The organism is Inquilinus sp. Marseille-Q2685 (genome assembly GCF_916619195.1).
Lineage (GTDB): Bacteria > Pseudomonadota > Alphaproteobacteria > DSM-16000 > Inquilinaceae > Inquilinus.
Genome location: NZ_CAKAKL010000005.1, coordinates 199,061 through 214,323, shown reverse-complemented (window position 1 = coordinate 214,323; position 15,263 = coordinate 199,061). Strand labels below are relative to the sequence as shown.

Sequence of the window (15,263 nt, the reverse complement as noted above, 5' to 3'; positions counted from 1 at the left end):
GCTACCGCTTCATCCTGGGGTCGAGCGCATCGCGCAGCCCGTCGCCGAGGACGTTGATGGCGACCACCGTCAGGAAGATCGCGACGCCCGGCGGCACCCACAGCCAGGGCCGGCGCTGGAAGTCGACGAAGCTGTTGGCCGTGTCCATCATGTTGCCCCAGGACGGGGTCGGCGGCACCACGCCGAGGCCGAGATAGCTGAGATAGGCCTCGTTCAGGATCGCGTCGGCGACGCCAACGGTGGCGACCACGATCAGGATCGGCACGGTGTTCGGCAGCAGATGGTGGAACAGCCGGCGGTGCAGCGGCAGGCCCAGCACCTCGGTCGCCACCATGAAGTCGCGCTCGCGCAGCGACAGGATCTGCGACCGCACCAGCCGGGCGACGCGGATCCAGTTCGGCAGGCTGAGCATGACGACGACCAGGTAGATGCGCTGGTCCGGCGGTACCTTCAGCTCGGACAGCACGGCACCGAGGATGATCAGGAGCGGCAGGGTCGGGATCGTCATCACGATGTCGGCCACGCGCATGATCACCGCGTCGGCCAGCCCGCCGAGATAGCCCGCCACCGCACCGGCGATGTAGCCGACCACCACCGACAGCAGCACCGAAGCCAGGCCGACGGTCAGGGAGATCCGGCCCGCCGCCATCAGCCGGGCCAGGATGTCGCGGCCGAGGAAATCCGTGCCCAGCCAGTGCCGCAGGCTGGGCGGCCGGTTGGGGCTGAGCGCGTCGGTCGCGTTCAGGTCCCAGGGGCTGACCCAGGGCCCGACAACGCAGACCAGGACGATCAGCAGCAGCACCGCGGCGGCCACCATGGCGGTGCGGTTTCGGCGCAGCCGCCACAGCGCGTCGCCGAGCGGCGAGCGGGTGACGGCGAGGCGGCCGGCGAGCTCCACCAGCTCGGCCTCGCGCGCCCGGCGGCGGCGCAAGGGGTTCAACGAGGCGATCCCCATGGCCTAGCGCCGCCGCAGCCGGATCCGCGGGTCGGCCGCGGCATAGGCGATGTCGGCGATCAGGTTGCCGAGGATGGTCAGCGCCGCCAGCGCCATGGTGAAGCCCATCAGCACCGGATAGTCGCGCGCCGCCAGCGTGTCGATCTGGATGTGGCCGGCGCCCGGCCAGTTGAAGATCTTCTCGGTGACGATGGCGCCGGAGAACAGGCCCGGCAGCTCGAAGCCCAGCAGGGTGATGATCGGCAGCAGGGCGTTGCGCAGCGCGTGCTTCAGCACCACCGTACGCTCCTTCAGCCCCTTGGCCCGGGCGGTGCGGACGAAGTCCATCGCCAGGGCTTCCAGCATGCTGGCGCGGATGTAGCGGGTCAGACTGCCGGCCTGCAGCGCGGTCAGCACCAGCACCGGCAGCACCATGTGGGCGGCGATCTCGACCACCAGCGGCCAGCCGGTCGCCTCGCTGCCGGTGCTGATCATGCCGCCGACCGGCAGCCAGCGCAGGTCGACCGCAAACCATTTGATCAGCAAAAGGCACAGGAAGAAGACCGGGAAGGACATGGCGGCGAACACCGCCAGCGTCACCAGCCGGTCGTACCAGGAATACGGTTTCACCGCCGCCGTCACCCCGGCCAGCAGCGACAGGGTCCAGTAGAGCAGCATGGCCGTGCCGGCGAGGAGGAAGGAGTTCCAGACATACTGGTTCAGCAGGGTGCCGACCGGGATCTGGTACTGCATCGAATAGCCGAGATCGCCGGTCACGAGCCGGCCCAGCCAGTCGAGGTAGCGGTCCAGGACCGGCCGGTCGAGTCCGTACAGCGACTTCAGCTCCGCCGCCCGCTCCGGCGTCAGGTTGATGTTGCCGTCGACGAAATCGCCCGGGGTCAGGGCGAAGACGAAGAAGATCAGCGCCGACGCCCCCAGCAGCATCGGCACCGCCAGCAGCAGGCGGCGGATGACGAAGGTCCTCATGCCTCCCGGGCCGCCGTCTCTCCCAACCTCCCCCTCCCCTTGCGGGAGGGGGAAAGGGGGAGGGGCCTGCGCGCGTCCGCGCGCATATGAGTCAGGATCGTTTCCGTCATCACCGCGGCCTATGGACCGATACCGGCATTCGCCGAGAGAGCCCCCTCCCCCTACCCCCTCCCGCAAGGGGAGGGGGAGAAAAAAAGGGCAAGACCCGGCAGAAGCTCACTGCACGATCTTCAGCTTCGGCAGGCTGGCGATGATGCCGTTGTAGATGTCCGGCTTGAAGCCTTCCACCCGGGCATCGGTCGCCGACAGGATCTTCCGGTAGGCCAGGAAGATCACCGGCGGGTCGTCGGCCAGCGCCTTGTAGAGCTGGTGGTAGATCGGCTTGCGCTTCTCCGGGTCGAGTTCGGCGTTGCCCGCCAGGATCAGCCGGTCGACCTCGGCATTGCGGTAGCCGAGCCGGCCGACTTCGCCGGTTTCCGACAGGAACCGGTCGACCCCGTCATGCGGGTCGTTGATGGTCGAGGTGCGGAAGGTGGCGAGGTTGTAGTCGCCGGACTTGCGCTTGGCCAGGAGGGCGTTGAAGTCCGATACTTCGGGCACCAAGTCGACGCCGATCGCCTTCCAGTTCTCCTTGGCGATCGGAATCAGCGCGTCGTTGAACAGCGACTTGGTGGCCAGGAGGCGCAGCGACAGGCGCCGGCCGTCCTTGACCCGGATGCCGTCCGGCCCCGGCGTCCAGCCGGCCTCGTCCAGCAGCGCCGCGGCCTTGGCCGGGTCGTAGGCGAAGGGCTCGACCGCGCTGGCGTCATAGGCCCAGGAGATCGGCGCCACCGGCTGGGTCGCGACCTGGCCGTAGCCCTGATAGACCACAGTCACCAGGGTCTGGCGGTCGAGGCCGTAGGTCAGGGCGTGCCGCACCCGCACGTCCTTCAGCAGCGGATCCTTCGGATTGAACTCGATCATGCTGTAGTCGCTGGAGCCGTACAGGTTGATCGCGGCGAAGCCCAGGCTCTGCAGCGCGTCGACATTGTCCTGGCTGACCGTGAAGCCGTCATAGTCGGTCTCGCCGGTCTGGAACAGCTGCAGCTTGGTGGCGTCCGAGGTGATCCGGTAGATGAAATGCTCCACCCCAGGCTTGCCGGCGTAGTAGCGCGGATTGGCGTGGAACCGCACCTCCTGGCCGGGAATGAACTTGTCGAAGACATAGGGGCCTGCGCCCAGCGGGTCGCCGCCCAGGGCGCGGATGCCGTCGAGCTGGCCGCGGGCGAAACCCTTGCCGTAATGCGCCTTGGACAGCACCGGGCCGCCGATCAGGTAGAGCGTTTTGGCGCCGGGCTGAGTGGTGGTGACCTGGATGGTCTGCGGGTCGATCACCTTGATGCCGGCGATGCCGTCGGCCTTGCCGGCCTTGTACTCCGCCCCGCCGGCGATCGCGGCCGGCGTGATGTCGGTGTCGCTCTCCAGCGTCGGGTCGTGCAGCACGGTGAGGGTGAAGGCGACGTCCTCGGCGGTCAGCGGCGAGCCGTCGCTGAAGCTCAGGCCCGGCCGCAGCTTGATGGTGTAGACGAGGTTGTCCGGGCTGACCGTCCAGGACTCCGCCTGCTCCGGGATCAGCTTGCCCTGGCTGTCGTAGTTGACCAGCCGGCCGAAGATCACCTCGGTAACGTTCTCATCCCAGCCATTGCTGAAGAAATAGGGGTTGAACACGCCCTGCGGCGCGCTGATCGAGGCGACGACGGTATCCTTGCGGGCCTTCGCCGTGGCCGGGACCGCCGACGGGTCGGCGGCCGGGGTGATGCCGTCGGGCAGGATGTCCTGGGCCATTGCGGGCGGGCCGCCGGCGATGGCGAGCATCAGGGCCAGCGTGGCCAGTCGGGATGTGCGGTGGGAGCGCATCGAAGGGTGTCCTCCTCGGGCGGGAAGCTTCGACGTGACAGGGCGTGAAATGAAAGTCAACTACACAACTAAATAGATGAATTGCGGGCGAAACCGCCGGTGGTCAGCCCTTCGGGCCGCGCTCGATGCGCACCAGCCAGCGGGTCTCGCCGGCATCCTCGGGCTCCACCGACAGCACGCGATGGCCGCTTTCCGTCGCCGAGCGCGGAACATTGATCAGCGGCTCACCCGCATTCAGCCGTATTTCCGCCACCTCGCCGGGCTTCATATCTTCCAGCAGCAGCTTGGTTTTGACGAAAGTGAAAGGGCAGACTTCCGCCGTTACATCGAGAGTCCGGACCGGTGGCTGATTGCTCATGACGCTTTCTCGATTTTCATGTCGATTCGTGTTGCAGTCCAGTAGTGGGCGACTTATATACCCAACAATCGTGCCGCGGGAGTGTGAACATGAGCAATGAAACGCCGTCCAACGATTTGATGAACCTGACAAGCCAAATCGTCGCGGCACACGTAGGAAACAATACCGTTGCGATCTCGGACCTGCCGGGCCTGATCGAGCAAGTCTACCGCGCGCTGAACGGCCTCGGGACTGAGCCGACTCCGGTCGCGGAAAAGCCGCAGCCGGCGGTTCCCATCAAGAAGTCGGTCACGCCGGACTACATCATCTGTCTCGAGGACGGCAAGCAGCTGAAGATGCTGAAGCGTCATCTGAAGACGGCCTACAACATGACCCCGGACGAGTATCGCGAGCGCTGGGGCCTGCCGGCCGACTATCCGATGGTGGCGCCGAACTACGCCAAGCAGCGCAGCAAGCTGGCGAAGCAGATCGGCCTCGGCACCCGCGCCCGGCGGGACTGATCCCGAATCGCGGCGGTCCGTCACCCGGCGGACCGCCCGGTTCCGGCCCGGGCGAGGGGCCGGCGGTCCCGCCCGCGAAATCAGCGCACATTTGTAACCGTTCTGCTTTATAATTGGGCGGGCGCCTTGTGCGGTGACATGAGAATCGCCGCGCGGCGCCTCGGGAGAATTGGAGCGGACGGACGCAGCATGGCAGTCACAACCTTCGTCGATGACCACGGATTCAGCCTGCGCGCAGGCAATCTGGAGGTCCGGCTGGCCGAGACGGAGGAGGAGATTTGGGCGGCCCAGGAGCTGCGCTATGCCGTCTTCTATCAGGAGATGGCGGCCCAACCCTCGGCCGAGATGGCGGCCGCCCGCCGCGACTTCGACACCTATGACGATGTCGCCCACCACCTGCTGGTGATCGACCACGCGCGCGGCAAGGGCCCCCAGGGCGTGGTCGGCACCTATCGGCTGATCCAGCGCGACGGGGCGGCGAAGATCGGCGCCTTCTACTCCGCCAGCGAATACGACATCGCCAAGATCGAGGCCCATCCCGGCCAGATCCTGGAGCTCGGGCGGTCCTGCGTCGCCGGCCCCTATCGCTCCGGCGGCACCATGCAGCTGCTGTGGCGCGGCATCGCCGCCTATCTGTTCCAGCATGACATCGAGATCATGTTCGGCTGCGCCAGCCTGCCGGGGACCGACCCCGACGCGCTGAAGCTGCCGCTGTCCTATCTGTATCACTATCACCTGGCGCCGCCGGCACTGCGGCCCAAGGCCCTGCCCGAGCGCTACACCGACATGCGCCTGCTGCCGCTGGCCGAGATCGACCAGCGCGAGGCGATCGCGGCCCTGCCGCCGCTGATCAAGGGCTATCTCCGCCTCGGCGGCCATGTCGGCGACGGCGCGGTGATCGACCAGCAGTTCGGCACCACCGACGTGGCCATCATCGTCAAGACCGACCTGGTGACCGAGAAATACTTCAAGCACTACGAGCGGAAGCGCGACCAGGGACCGGTCCTGGCCTTTCGCAAGGACTGACCGGCGCGATGGCGGGTACGCGTCTCGGGTCGAAGCTCCGGGCGGTGGCCCGGCTCGCCGTCTATGTGCCCTGGACCGTCATGCTGATGCCGGTGCAGGCCCTGGCCGTGCGCTTCGGCTGGCGGCTGCAGACCAGCCTGCCGGTGTTCTACCACCGGACCTGCTGCCGCATTCTCGGCCTCGACGTCGAGACCCGGGGCACGATGTCGACCGCGGCGCCGACGCTGTTCGTCTCCAACCACCTGTCCTATCTCGACATCGAGGTGCTGGGGTCGCTGATCCCCGGCAGCTTCGTCGCCAAGACCGAGGTCGGCACCTGGCCGTTCTTCGGCGCCCTGGCGCGGCTGCAGCGCACCGTCTTCGTCGACCGGGCCAAGCGCGGGTCGGCCGACATCCAGCGCGACAGCCTGCAGGCGCGGCTCGAGGCCGGCGACAACCTGGTCCTGTTCCCCGAGGGCACGTCGAGCGACGGCAACCGCACCCTGCCGTTCAAGAGCGCGCTGTTCGCCGCCGCCGGGATGCGCATCGACGGCCGGCCGCTGACGGTGCAGCCGGTGTCGCTGGCCTGCACCACGCTGGACGGCATCCCGCTGGGCCGCCGCCTGCGCCCGATCTACGCCTGGTACGGCGACATGGACCTGATGCCTCACCTCTGGAACGTGGTGAAGCAGGGGCATCTGCGGATCACCGTGATCTTCCACCCGCCGGTGACGCTGGAGGATGTGCGGTCGCGCAAGGCCCTGGCGGACCATTGCTGGCGCGCCATCGCCGCCGGCGTGTCCGCCGCCAATGCCGGCCGGCTGCAGGCCCCGGCGGACGAAAGCATAGCCGATCAGCGCCGCGCGGCATGAGCCAAGGCTTGATTTCCGCGCGCGCCGCCGTGATCTATCATCGCAATTCCTCTGAGATCTGGACCCGATCGGACCCGCGCGCGTGACCACAGCCGCCAGCAAGAAGCTGTTCATCAAGACCTGGGGCTGCCAGATGAACGTCTACGACAGCGGTCGGATGGCGGACATCCTGGCGCCGCTCGGCTACGCCCTGGCCGACAGCCCGGAGGGGGCCGACATGGTCATCCTCAACACCTGCCACATCCGCGAGAAGGCGACGGAGAAGGTGTTCTCCGACCTCGGCCGGCTGCGCCCGCTGAAGGAGGCGAAGGCCGGGGACGAACCGATGATCGTCGCCGTGGCCGGTTGCGTCGCCCAGGCCGAGGGCGAGGAGATCGCCCATCGCGCCCCATGGGTCGACATGGTGTTCGGGCCGCAGACCTACCACCAGCTGCCGGAGATGGTGGCCCGCGCCCACCGCCAGGCCGGACGTCCGCTGGTCAACACCGACTTCCCGGTCGAGAGCAAGTTCGACCATCTGCCCGGCGAGCTCGGCGTCCAGGGCGCCTCGGCCTTCCTGTCGGTGCAGGAGGGCTGCGACAAGTTCTGCACCTTCTGCGTCGTGCCCTACACCCGCGGCGCCGAATATTCGCGGGATGTCGCCGGCATCCTGGGCGAGGCCCGGCGCCTGGTCGGGCTCGGCGCCCGCGAGATCACCCTTCTGGGCCAGAACGTCAACGCCTTCCATGGCGACGGGCCGGACGGGACCGTCTGGGGCCTGGGCCGGCTGATCCGCGCCCTGGCCGAGATCGACGGCCTTGACCGCATCCGCTACACCACCAGCCACCCGCGCGACGTCGACGACGAGCTGGTGGCGGCGCATCGCGACGTGCCGCAGCTGATGCCGTTCCTGCACCTGCCGGTGCAGAGCGGGTCGGACCGCATCCTGGCGGCGATGAACCGCAAGCACGACGCCTCGACGTACCGCCGGACCGTCGACCGGCTGCGCGCGGCACGGCCGGACCTGGCGCTGTCCTCCGACTTCATCGTCGGCTTCCCCGGCGAGACCGACCGCGACTTCGCCGACACGCTGAAGCTGGTCACCGAGATCGGCTTCGCCCAGGCCTACAGCTTCAAGTACAGCGCCCGGCCCGGCACCCCGGCCGCGGCGCTGGAGGACCAGCTGCCCGAGGCGGCGAAGGACGAGCGGCTGCAGGCGCTGCAGCAGCTGCTGTGGGAACAGCAGGCCGCCTTCAACCGGGGCATGGCCGGCCGGGTCGTGCCGGTGCTGCTGGACCGCCAGGGCCGCCGTCCCGGCCAGCTGCACGGCCGCAGCCCCTGGATGCAGTCGGTGCATCTCGACGCGCCGGCCCGGCTGCTCGGCACCGTCCAGCCCGTCCGCATCACCGAAGGCAAGCTGCTGAGCCTGACCGGCACCGTCGTGCTGGCGGATGCGGAGGAGGCGGCGTGACCGCCCGCGGCCCCGACGGCCCGGGCGTGATGCCGGCCCGGTCCAAGCCCGCGACCCAGCGTGCCGAGATCAGCTTCGACGACAACCGTCTGCTGCCGCTGCTGTATGGCGAGCACGACACGCATCTCCTGCGGATCGAGCACCAGCTCGGCGTGTCCCTCGCGTCGCGCGGCAACACCGTCACCATCAAGGGCCCGGCCGAGCCCGTGGAGCAGGCCCGGCTGGTGCTGGAGACGCTGTGGCAGCGGCTGTCCCAGGGCCAGGGCGTCACCGGCGCCGACATCGACGGCGTGATCCGGCTGGTGCGCGACGCGCCCGCCGCCGACGGGACGCCGCTGCGCAGCGCGCTCCTGAAATCCGACGGCGCCATCGTCACCCGGCGCAAGCGGATCGGCCCGCGCTCCCCGACCCAGGCGGAGTACATCGAGGCGCTGGCGCAGAGCGAGATGGTGTTCGGCGTCGGCCCGGCGGGCACCGGCAAGACCTATCTCGCCGTCGCCCAGGCGGTGTCGATGCTGATCGCCGGCCGGGTCGACCGCATCGTGCTGTCGCGCCCCGCGGTCGAGGCCGGCGAGCGGCTGGGCTTCCTGCCCGGCGACATGAAGGAGAAGGTCGACCCCTATCTCCGCCCGCTCTACGACGCTCTCTACGACCTGCTGCCGGCCGAGCAGGTGGCCAAGCACATGGAGACCGGCGTGATCGAGATCGCGCCGCTGGCCTTCATGCGCGGCCGCACCCTGGCCCATTCCTTCGTCATCCTGGACGAGGCGCAGAACACCACGGTGATGCAGATGCGCATGGCCCTGACCCGGATGGGCGAGGCCAGCCGCATGGTGGTCACCGGCGACATCAGCCAGGTCGACCTGCCGCGCGGCGAGAAGTCCGGCCTGGTCGACGCGCTGGAGATTCTGGACGGGGTCGAGGGCATCCGCGTCGTCCGCTTCAGCGACCGCGACGTGGTGCGCCACCCGCTGGTCGCGCGCATCGTGCGCGCCTACGAGGCGGCGGACCGCGCCCGGAAGCCGAAGCCGTGATCGACCTCACCGTCAGCATCGACGCGCCCGGCTGGTCGGCGTTGGGGCCCGGCTTTGCCGACGAGGACGCCCTTGCCGCCGCCATCGAGTCTCTGGTCGAGGCCACGGTCGCCGCGGGGGCGGGCTCAAGCGTCGCGATCGAGCCCGGCCGTCCGGCCGAGCTGTCGATCGTGTTCGCCGACGATGCCACGGTGCAGCGGCTGAACCGCGACTATCGCGGCAAGGACGCGCCGACCAACGTGCTGTCCTTCGCCCTGACCGAGGCTGATGAGCCCGACTTTCCCGGCGCTCCGCTGGTGCTGGGCGACGTCGTGCTGGCGCTCGAGACGGTGCTGGCCGAAGCCGAGCGCGACGGCAAGGCCCCTGTAGACCATGCCCGCCACTTGGTGGTTCATGGTATCCTGCATCTGCTGGGCCATGACCACATGACCGACGACGAGGCCGAGGCGATGGAGCGGATCGAGACCGCGATCCTGGCCCGCTTCGGCATCGCCGACCCCTATTCCGATCCCGCCTGAGGCCATGTCCGACACATCTTCCGGCCGACCTTCCCGCTCCTCCGACGCCAACCCGTTGCGCAGCTGGCTGCGAGGCCTGCTGCGCGGCAAGAGCGAGGAGGACTGGCGCGAGACCATCGAGGAGCTGATCGAGGACGGCGACGAGGGCGAGGACATGGCCTCGATCGCCCGGCACGAGCGCATGCTGCTGGGCAACATCCTGCGGCTGCGCGACCGCACGGCGATCGACGTGATGGTGCCGCGGGCCGACATCGTCGGGGTCGAGGTCGACACGCCCCTGCCCGGCGTGCTCGACATCCTGGCGCGCGAGGCGCACAGCCGGATGCCGGTCTATCGCGACAACCTGGACGACGCGCTGGGCATGATCCACGTCAAGGACGTGGTGGCGGCGCTGAGCCGAACCCGGGCCGGCGACGTCGACGCCCCGAAGTCGCTGACCGAGATCCTGCGCCCGGTCCAGATCGTCGCACCGTCGATGCCGGTGCTCGACCTCCTGCTGCAGATGCGCGAGAAGCGCCAGCACATGGCGCTGGTGATCGACGAGTTCGGCGGCATCGACGGTCTGATCACGATCGAGGATCTGGTCGAGGAGATCGTCGGCGAGATCGAGGACGAGCACGACATCGACGAGCCGCCGCAGCTGGTCGAGAAGCCGGACGGCACGCTGATCGCCGATGCCCGCCTGCCGATCGAGGCCTTCGAGGCCAAGGTCGGCACGGTGCTGGAGGAGGACGAGCGCGACGACATCGACACGCTCGGCGGCCTCGTCTTCGCGCTCGCCGGCCGGATTCCGGCGCGGGGCGAGCTGTTGACCCACCCCAAGGGGTTCGAGTTCGAGGTGATCGATGCCGATCCGCGCCGGATCAAACGCCTCCGCATCCGCCGCCGCGACGGCGCCGAGGCTGGCTGAGACAGCCGGGCCGCAGCCCGGCGGAATCCTCGATCGCATCGCCGCCCGCCTGATGGGGCTGAGCCGCTGGCGGCGCTTCGGGACCGCCATCGGCCTCGGCGTCCTGGCCAGCCTGTCGGTGCCGCCGCTCTACGCCGCGCCGGCGCTGTGGCTGGCCTTTCCCGGCCTGTTCTGGCTCCTGGCCGGCGCCCGCGGCGGCTGGTCCGCCTTCCTGACCGGCTGGGCCTTCGGCTTCGGCTTCTTCGTGCCCGGCCTGTACTGGGTGTCCTGGGCGCTGACCGTCGACCTGCCGCGCTTCTTCTGGATGATCCCCTTCGCCCTGGCCGGGCTGCCGGCGCTGCTGGGGATCTTCACCGGCCTCGCGGGACTCGGCTTCCATGGGCTGCGCCGCGCCGGCTGGGGCGGTCCCCTGGCCCTGGCCGCCGCCTGGGGCCTGGCGGAATGGCTGCGCGGCCATGTCCTGACCGGCTTCCCCTGGAACCTGATCGGCTACACCTGGGTCGGCTGGTTGCCGGTGCTGCAGGGCGTCTCGGTGATCGGCATCTACGGGCTGAGCGCGCTGACCGTGGCCGCCGCCACCCTGCCGGCGACGCTGGCCGGGCCGCGGCAGGGCTGGGCCGCCACCGCCGCCGGCATCGCCCTGTTCCTGGCGATCGGGGCCTGGGGCGCCGGGCGCCTGTCGGGCGACGACGGCGCCACGGTGCCCGGCGTCACCCTGCGCCTGGTGCAGCCGAACATCTCCCAGGCCGACAAATGGTCCGGCGACAAGCTGGTCGAGAACTTCAACAAGCAGCTGGCGATGTCGACCGGGCCGGGGATCGAGCGCGTCAGCGCCGTGATCTGGTCCGAGACCGCGGTGCCCTTCACCCTGTCCTGGGAGCCGGAGGCGCAGAAGGCGCTGGGGGCGATCCTGCCGCCCAGCGCCCTAGCCCTGGTCGGCGCCACCCGGGCCACGCCCTACGGCACCCAGCCGCTGCAGGCCTGGAACAGCATCTATGCGCTGGACCGTTCCGGCACGATCCTCGCCACCTATGACAAGGCGCATCTGGTGCCGTTCGGCGAGTACGTGCCGTTCCATGCCTTCCTGAAGCAGTTCGGCATCGAGAAGATCACCGCCGGGTCGCTCGACTTCTCCGCCGGGCCAGGGCCGCGCACCATCGACCTGCCCGGGCTGCCGCCGGTCAGCCCGCTGATCTGCTACGAGGCGATCTTCCCCGGCGCCGTGCTGGACCCCGCCGGTCCGCGGCCGGGCTGGCTGCTGAACGTCACCAATGACGGCTGGTACGGGCTGACCAGCGGGCCCCACCAGCATTTCGCCATCGCCCGGACCCGTGCGGTGGAGGAGGGGCTGCCGCTGGTGCGCGCCGCCAACACCGGCATCAGCGGCGTGGTCGACGCCTATGGCCGGGTCACGGGGGAGATCGCCCTCGGCACGGCCGGCATCCTCGATACCCCCCTGCCGGCGGCGCTGCCGGAGACGCCCTATGCCCGCTGGGGCGAGGCCGGCTTCTGGCTGCTGCTGGTCCTGGGCCTTCTGGCCGGACGGATCGGACGGCCGGCGCGACCGATCCCGCCTCCGTCCGCCGCCGGACTGCCTTGAAGTTGCCCGGCTTCGCGCATTAGGATGCGCGCCTCGCGAAATGATCGCACCCGGCCCCTTGCGAATTGCTGCGGAGTGATGCGTGGCCGCACCCGACGCCCCGAAACGGCCCCGCGGTCGTCCGCGGAATGACGAACCCAGCCCGCTCGACGTGCATATCGGCGGCCGCATCCGCCTGCGGCGGACCCTTCTCGGATATAGCCAGGCCAAGCTGGCGACGGCGATCGGCCTGACCTTCCAGCAGATCCAGAAATACGAGCACGGCTCGAACCGCATCGGCGCCAGCCGGCTGCACCAGCTGAGCCGGGTGCTGGAGGTGCCGGTCGACTTCTTCTTCGAGGATGCGCCCGCGGTCGACGGCCTGCCCGCGGCCGGCCTGGCCGAGGAGGCCGAACCCTACGACGCCGGCCCCGACCCGATGCAGCGGCGCGAGACGCTGGAGCTGATCCGCGCCTATTACCGGGTCGAGGACCAGGCGACCCGGCGGCGCGTTCTGGACCTGCTCAAGGCCATGTCGGGGACCCGTAGCGACGAGGGCGGCAGCGACGCCGCCTGAGCCCCGGACGGCGCCGTACTTGACCGCGCCTCTGGCCCTTGCGAAAAAGCCCGGTCGCCGCCGCACGATGCTTTCCACCATTTTCAGCGCAGCCAGGGGTTCGACGTGGCCAAAGGCAACTACATCTTCACCAGCGAATCGGTCTCGGAAGGGCACCCCGACAAGGTCTGCGACCGGATTTCCGATTCCATCGTCGATCTCTATCTCGGCGCCGATCCCGAGGCCCGGGTGGCGGTCGAGACCCTGGCCACCACCAACCGGGTGGTGATCGCCGGCGAGGTCCGCGGCCCGGCCTCGATCACCCCCGACCTGCTGGAGAGCACGGCCCGCCAGGCGGTGCGCGACATCGGCTACGAGCAGGACGGCTTCCATTGGCGCAACGCCCAGGTCGACGTGCTGGTGCACCAGCAGTCGGCCGACATCGCCGTCGGCGTCGACGCCGCCGGCAACAAGGACGAGGGCGCCGGCGACCAGGGCATCATGTTCGGCTACGCCTGCCGCGAGACCGAAGCGCTGATGCCGGCGCCGATCCAGTTCTCGCATCAGATCCTGAAGAAGCTGGCCGACGCCCGCCATTCCGGCAAGGCGCCGCAGTTCGGCCCCGACGCCAAGGCCCAGGTGTCGCTGCGCTACGAGAACGGCAAGCCGGTCGCCGCCACCTCGGTCGTGGTCTCGACCCAGCATGCCGACGGCCTGGACCAGGCCGAGGTGCGCGAGATCGTCCGCCCCTATGTGCTGTCGGTCCTGCCCGAGGGCTGGATGTGCGACGAGCCGCATTTCTACGTCAACCCGACCGGCCGCTTCGTCATCGGCGGCCCGGACGGCGATGCCGGCCTGACCGGCCGCAAGATCATCGTCGACACCTATGGCGGCGCGGCCCCGCATGGCGGCGGCGCCTTCTCCGGCAAGGACCCGACCAAGGTCGACCGCTCGGCCGCCTATGCCGCGCGCTACCTGGCCAAGAACGTGGTCGCCGCCGAGCTGGCCGACCGCTGCGTGATCCAGCTCAGCTACGCCATCGGCGTCGCCCATCCGCTGTCGGTCTATATCGACACCCAGGGCACCGGCCGGGTCGACGAGGACAAGCTGTCCGACGTGCTGCAGCAGCTGGTCAATCTCAGCCCGCGCGGCATCCGCACCCATCTCGGCCTGAACCGGCCGATCTACGCCCGCACCTCCTCCTACGGCCATTTCGGCCGCGCGCCGGAGGCCGATGGCGGCTTCTCCTGGGAGCGGACCGATCTGGTGGACGACCTGCGCTCGGCTTTCGCCTGACCCGATGACTGAACCGGACGGCGGCGCCGAGAAGCGCCGCCATTTCCACGGCCGGCGCCATGGGCGAAAGCTCCGCGCCGGCCGCGCCGCTTTGATCGAGACCCTGCTGCCGCGGCTGACCGTGGCGCTGCCCGAGGAGGGCGGCGCGCTGGACCCGGCCGCCCTGTTCCCGCGCCCGCCGCGCGAGCTGTGGGTCGAGATCGGCTTCGGCGCCGGCGAGCACCTGGCCTGGCAGGCGGCGCATCACCGCGATGTCGGCTTCATCGGCTGCGAGCCATTCATCAACGGCATGTCGACGCTGCTGGCGATGGTGGAGCGCGACGGCCTCGACATGGTGCGGGTCTGGCCCGACGACGCGCGGCCGCTGCTGGACCGGCTGCCGGACGGCTCGGTCGGCCGCCTGTTCCTGCTGTTCGCCGACCCCTGGCCGAAGCTGCGCCACCACAACCGCCGCTTCATCCAGGACGACACGGTGGCCGATCTGGCCCGGCTGCTGAAGGACGACGGCGAGCTGCGCATCGCCACCGACGACGCGCCGCTGCTGGACTGGTCGCTGGAGCGCGTCCGCCGCAACCCGGCCTTCGCCTGGACCGCGGAAGGCCCCTCCGACTGGCGCGAGCGGACGGCGGACTGGCCGCCGACCCGCTACGAGGAGAAGGCCCTGCACGGCCGGCCCTATTATCTGCGCTTCCGCCGCCGGCCGAGGGGATAGCAAGAGGTTGCGGCCTATATCCGTTTGGATATACTTTTCGAATGAAGCCGCTCCGCTTCCTGGGGGATTCGCTCGAAGAACTGCGTGCGTTCCCGGCCGAAGCCCGCCAGGACGCCGGCTATCAATTGGACAAGGTGCAACGCGGGCAGCAACCCGATGACTTCAAGTCGATGCCGTCGATCGGCAAAGGCGTCGAGGAAATCAGGGTGTGGGACGATTCCGGGACCTTCTGGGTGATCTACACCGCCCGGCGGGCCGAGGCGGTCTATGTGTTGCACTGCTTCCAGAAGAAGAAGACGCAGGCGACCAGCAGGCGCGACATCGAGTTGGCCCGATCCCGCTTCACCGATCTTGTGCGAGGTGCCCGATGACTGAATCCGAGACCTTCGCCAGCGTGTGGGACGCCATCGCCGACACGCCTGGGGAAGCGGCCAATCTGCGGACCCGGGCCGAGCTGATGATGAAGATCACCGAGATCATCCGAGAGAAGGGTTGGACGCAGATCGAGGCAGCCGCACATTGCGGCGTCACCCAGCCACGGATCAACGACCTGCTGCGGGGGCGAGTCTCCCGCTTTTCCCTGGATGCCCTGGTGAACATCGCGACGGCCCTCGGTCGGCGCGTCCATGTCGAGTTGGACGCCGCATAGCCGACGC

General features: G+C 69.4%; 17 protein-coding genes. 13 read left to right on the top strand and 4 right to left on the bottom strand.

Features of this window, described 5'->3' with window-relative positions; translation table 11 throughout:
* Nucleotide 1: 1 nt before the first annotated feature.
* From LG391_RS23170 to LG391_RS23155, 4 genes are all read right to left on the bottom strand, one after another.
* Nucleotides 2–940 carry an ABC transporter permease gene (locus LG391_RS23170; RefSeq protein ID WP_225770412.1) on the bottom strand — a complete coding sequence of 313 codons (939 nt, stop codon included), beginning with the start codon at nucleotides 938–940 and terminating at the stop codon, nucleotides 2–4.
* A gap of 18 nt (nucleotides 941–958) precedes the next feature.
* Nucleotides 959–1,921, bottom strand: coding sequence for an ABC transporter permease (locus tag LG391_RS23165; RefSeq protein ID WP_225770411.1), 963 nt, complete (start codon nucleotides 1,919–1,921; stop codon nucleotides 959–961).
* A 216-nt stretch (nucleotides 1,922–2,137) separates the two neighbouring features.
* The gene (locus LG391_RS23160; RefSeq protein ID WP_225770410.1) at nucleotides 2,138–3,817 is read right to left on the bottom strand and encodes an ABC transporter substrate-binding protein; all 1,680 of its coding nucleotides are present in this window, start codon (nucleotides 3,815–3,817) and stop codon (nucleotides 2,138–2,140) included.
* Between the two features lie 103 nt (nucleotides 3,818–3,920).
* Entirely contained in the window at nucleotides 3,921–4,175 is a 255-nt protein-coding gene (locus tag LG391_RS23155) for a sulfurtransferase TusA family protein (protein WP_225770409.1), read from the bottom strand.
* An 89-nt stretch (nucleotides 4,176–4,264) separates the two neighbouring features.
* Here LG391_RS23155 and LG391_RS23150 point away from each other — a divergent pair, with 89 nt between their 5' ends.
* From LG391_RS23150 to LG391_RS23090, 13 genes are all read left to right on the top strand, one after another.
* Nucleotides 4,265–4,675 (top strand): MucR family transcriptional regulator, encoded by a 411-nt coding sequence (locus LG391_RS23150; RefSeq protein ID WP_034843559.1) that lies wholly within the window; start codon nucleotides 4,265–4,267, stop codon nucleotides 4,673–4,675.
* Nucleotides 4,676–4,864: 189 nt separating this feature from the next.
* Entirely contained in the window at nucleotides 4,865–5,701 is an 837-nt protein-coding gene (locus LG391_RS23145) for a GNAT family N-acetyltransferase (RefSeq protein ID WP_225770408.1), read from the top strand.
* 8 nt (nucleotides 5,702–5,709) lie between these two features.
* Nucleotides 5,710–6,552, top strand: a complete 843-nt coding sequence (locus tag LG391_RS23140) for a 1-acyl-sn-glycerol-3-phosphate acyltransferase (protein ID WP_225770407.1) — start codon at nucleotides 5,710–5,712, stop codon at nucleotides 6,550–6,552.
* Nucleotides 6,553–6,685: 133 nt separating this feature from the next.
* Nucleotides 6,686–8,002 carry a tRNA (N6-isopentenyl adenosine(37)-C2)-methylthiotransferase MiaB gene (gene miaB / locus LG391_RS23135; RefSeq protein WP_374200773.1) on the top strand — a complete coding sequence of 439 codons (1,317 nt, stop codon included), beginning with the start codon at nucleotides 6,686–6,688 and terminating at the stop codon, nucleotides 8,000–8,002.
* A gap of 29 nt (nucleotides 8,003–8,031) precedes the next feature.
* Nucleotides 8,032–9,036, top strand: a complete 1,005-nt coding sequence (locus tag LG391_RS23130; protein ID WP_225770554.1) for a PhoH family protein — start codon at nucleotides 8,032–8,034, stop codon at nucleotides 9,034–9,036.
* Complete coding sequence (gene ybeY, locus LG391_RS23125) at nucleotides 9,033–9,554, top strand: rRNA maturation RNase YbeY (protein ID WP_308013065.1); 522 nt, start codon at nucleotides 9,033–9,035, stop codon at nucleotides 9,552–9,554. The genes LG391_RS23130 and ybeY overlap by 4 nt, the downstream gene beginning before the upstream one ends.
* Nucleotides 9,555–9,558: 4 nt before the next feature.
* Complete coding sequence (locus LG391_RS23120; RefSeq protein WP_225770405.1) at nucleotides 9,559–10,464, top strand: hemolysin family protein; 906 nt, start codon at nucleotides 9,559–9,561, stop codon at nucleotides 10,462–10,464.
* On the top strand, nucleotides 10,400–12,064 hold the full coding sequence (gene lnt, locus LG391_RS23115) for an apolipoprotein N-acyltransferase (RefSeq protein ID WP_225770404.1): 1,665 nt from the start codon (nucleotides 10,400–10,402) through the stop codon (nucleotides 12,062–12,064). The genes LG391_RS23120 and lnt overlap by 65 nt, the downstream gene beginning before the upstream one ends.
* A gap of 82 nt (nucleotides 12,065–12,146) precedes the next feature.
* Nucleotides 12,147–12,620: a helix-turn-helix domain-containing protein gene (locus LG391_RS23110; RefSeq protein ID WP_225770403.1), complete on the top strand. Its 474-nt coding sequence runs from the start codon at nucleotides 12,147–12,149 to the stop codon at nucleotides 12,618–12,620.
* Between the two features lie 105 nt (nucleotides 12,621–12,725).
* On the top strand, nucleotides 12,726–13,895 hold the full coding sequence (metK, locus tag LG391_RS23105) for a methionine adenosyltransferase (protein ID WP_225770402.1): 1,170 nt from the start codon (nucleotides 12,726–12,728) through the stop codon (nucleotides 13,893–13,895).
* A gap of 4 nt (nucleotides 13,896–13,899) precedes the next feature.
* Nucleotides 13,900–14,607: a tRNA (guanosine(46)-N(7))-methyltransferase TrmB gene (locus tag LG391_RS23100; RefSeq protein ID WP_225770401.1), complete on the top strand. Its 708-nt coding sequence runs from the start codon at nucleotides 13,900–13,902 to the stop codon at nucleotides 14,605–14,607.
* Between the two features lie 41 nt (nucleotides 14,608–14,648).
* Entirely contained in the window at nucleotides 14,649–14,978 is a 330-nt protein-coding gene (locus LG391_RS23095; RefSeq protein ID WP_225770400.1) for a type II toxin-antitoxin system RelE/ParE family toxin, read from the top strand.
* A complete protein-coding gene (locus LG391_RS23090) occupies nucleotides 14,975–15,256 on the top strand; it encodes a helix-turn-helix domain-containing protein (RefSeq protein WP_225770399.1) in 282 nt (93 codons plus the stop codon). Before LG391_RS23095 ends, LG391_RS23090 begins: the two co-directional genes overlap by 4 nt.
* Nucleotides 15,257–15,263 lie beyond the last annotated feature (7 nt).

What these genes read in the sequence shown, in the direction of transcription:
- LG391_RS23165 (WP_225770411.1), bottom strand. Translation starts at nt 1,921, where the DNA reads ATGAGGACCTTCGTCATCCGCCGCCTGCTGCTGGCGGTGCCGATGCTG.
- LG391_RS23160 (WP_225770410.1), bottom strand. Translation starts at nt 3,817, where the DNA reads ATGCGCTCCCACCGCACATCCCGACTGGCCACGCTGGCCCTGATGCTC.
- LG391_RS23155 (WP_225770409.1), bottom strand. Translation starts at nt 4,175, where the DNA reads ATGAGCAATCAGCCACCGGTCCGGACTCTCGATGTAACGGCGGAAGTC.
- LG391_RS23150 (WP_034843559.1), top strand. Translation starts at nt 4,265, where the DNA reads ATGAGCAATGAAACGCCGTCCAACGATTTGATGAACCTGACAAGCCAA.
- LG391_RS23145 (WP_225770408.1), top strand. Translation starts at nt 4,865, where the DNA reads ATGGCAGTCACAACCTTCGTCGATGACCACGGATTCAGCCTGCGCGCA.
- LG391_RS23140 (WP_225770407.1), top strand. Translation starts at nt 5,710, where the DNA reads ATGGCGGGTACGCGTCTCGGGTCGAAGCTCCGGGCGGTGGCCCGGCTC.
- miaB (WP_374200773.1), top strand. Translation starts at nt 6,686, where the DNA reads ATGAACGTCTACGACAGCGGTCGGATGGCGGACATCCTGGCGCCGCTC.
- LG391_RS23130 (WP_225770554.1), top strand. Translation starts at nt 8,032, where the DNA reads ATGCCGGCCCGGTCCAAGCCCGCGACCCAGCGTGCCGAGATCAGCTTC.
- LG391_RS23120 (WP_225770405.1), top strand. Translation starts at nt 9,559, where the DNA reads ATGTCCGACACATCTTCCGGCCGACCTTCCCGCTCCTCCGACGCCAAC.
- lnt (WP_225770404.1), top strand. Translation starts at nt 10,400, where the DNA reads ATGCCGATCCGCGCCGGATCAAACGCCTCCGCATCCGCCGCCGCGACG.
- LG391_RS23100 (WP_225770401.1), top strand. Translation starts at nt 13,900, where the DNA reads ATGACTGAACCGGACGGCGGCGCCGAGAAGCGCCGCCATTTCCACGGC.
- LG391_RS23095 (WP_225770400.1), top strand. Translation starts at nt 14,649, where the DNA reads ATGAAGCCGCTCCGCTTCCTGGGGGATTCGCTCGAAGAACTGCGTGCG.
- LG391_RS23090 (WP_225770399.1), top strand. Translation starts at nt 14,975, where the DNA reads ATGACTGAATCCGAGACCTTCGCCAGCGTGTGGGACGCCATCGCCGAC.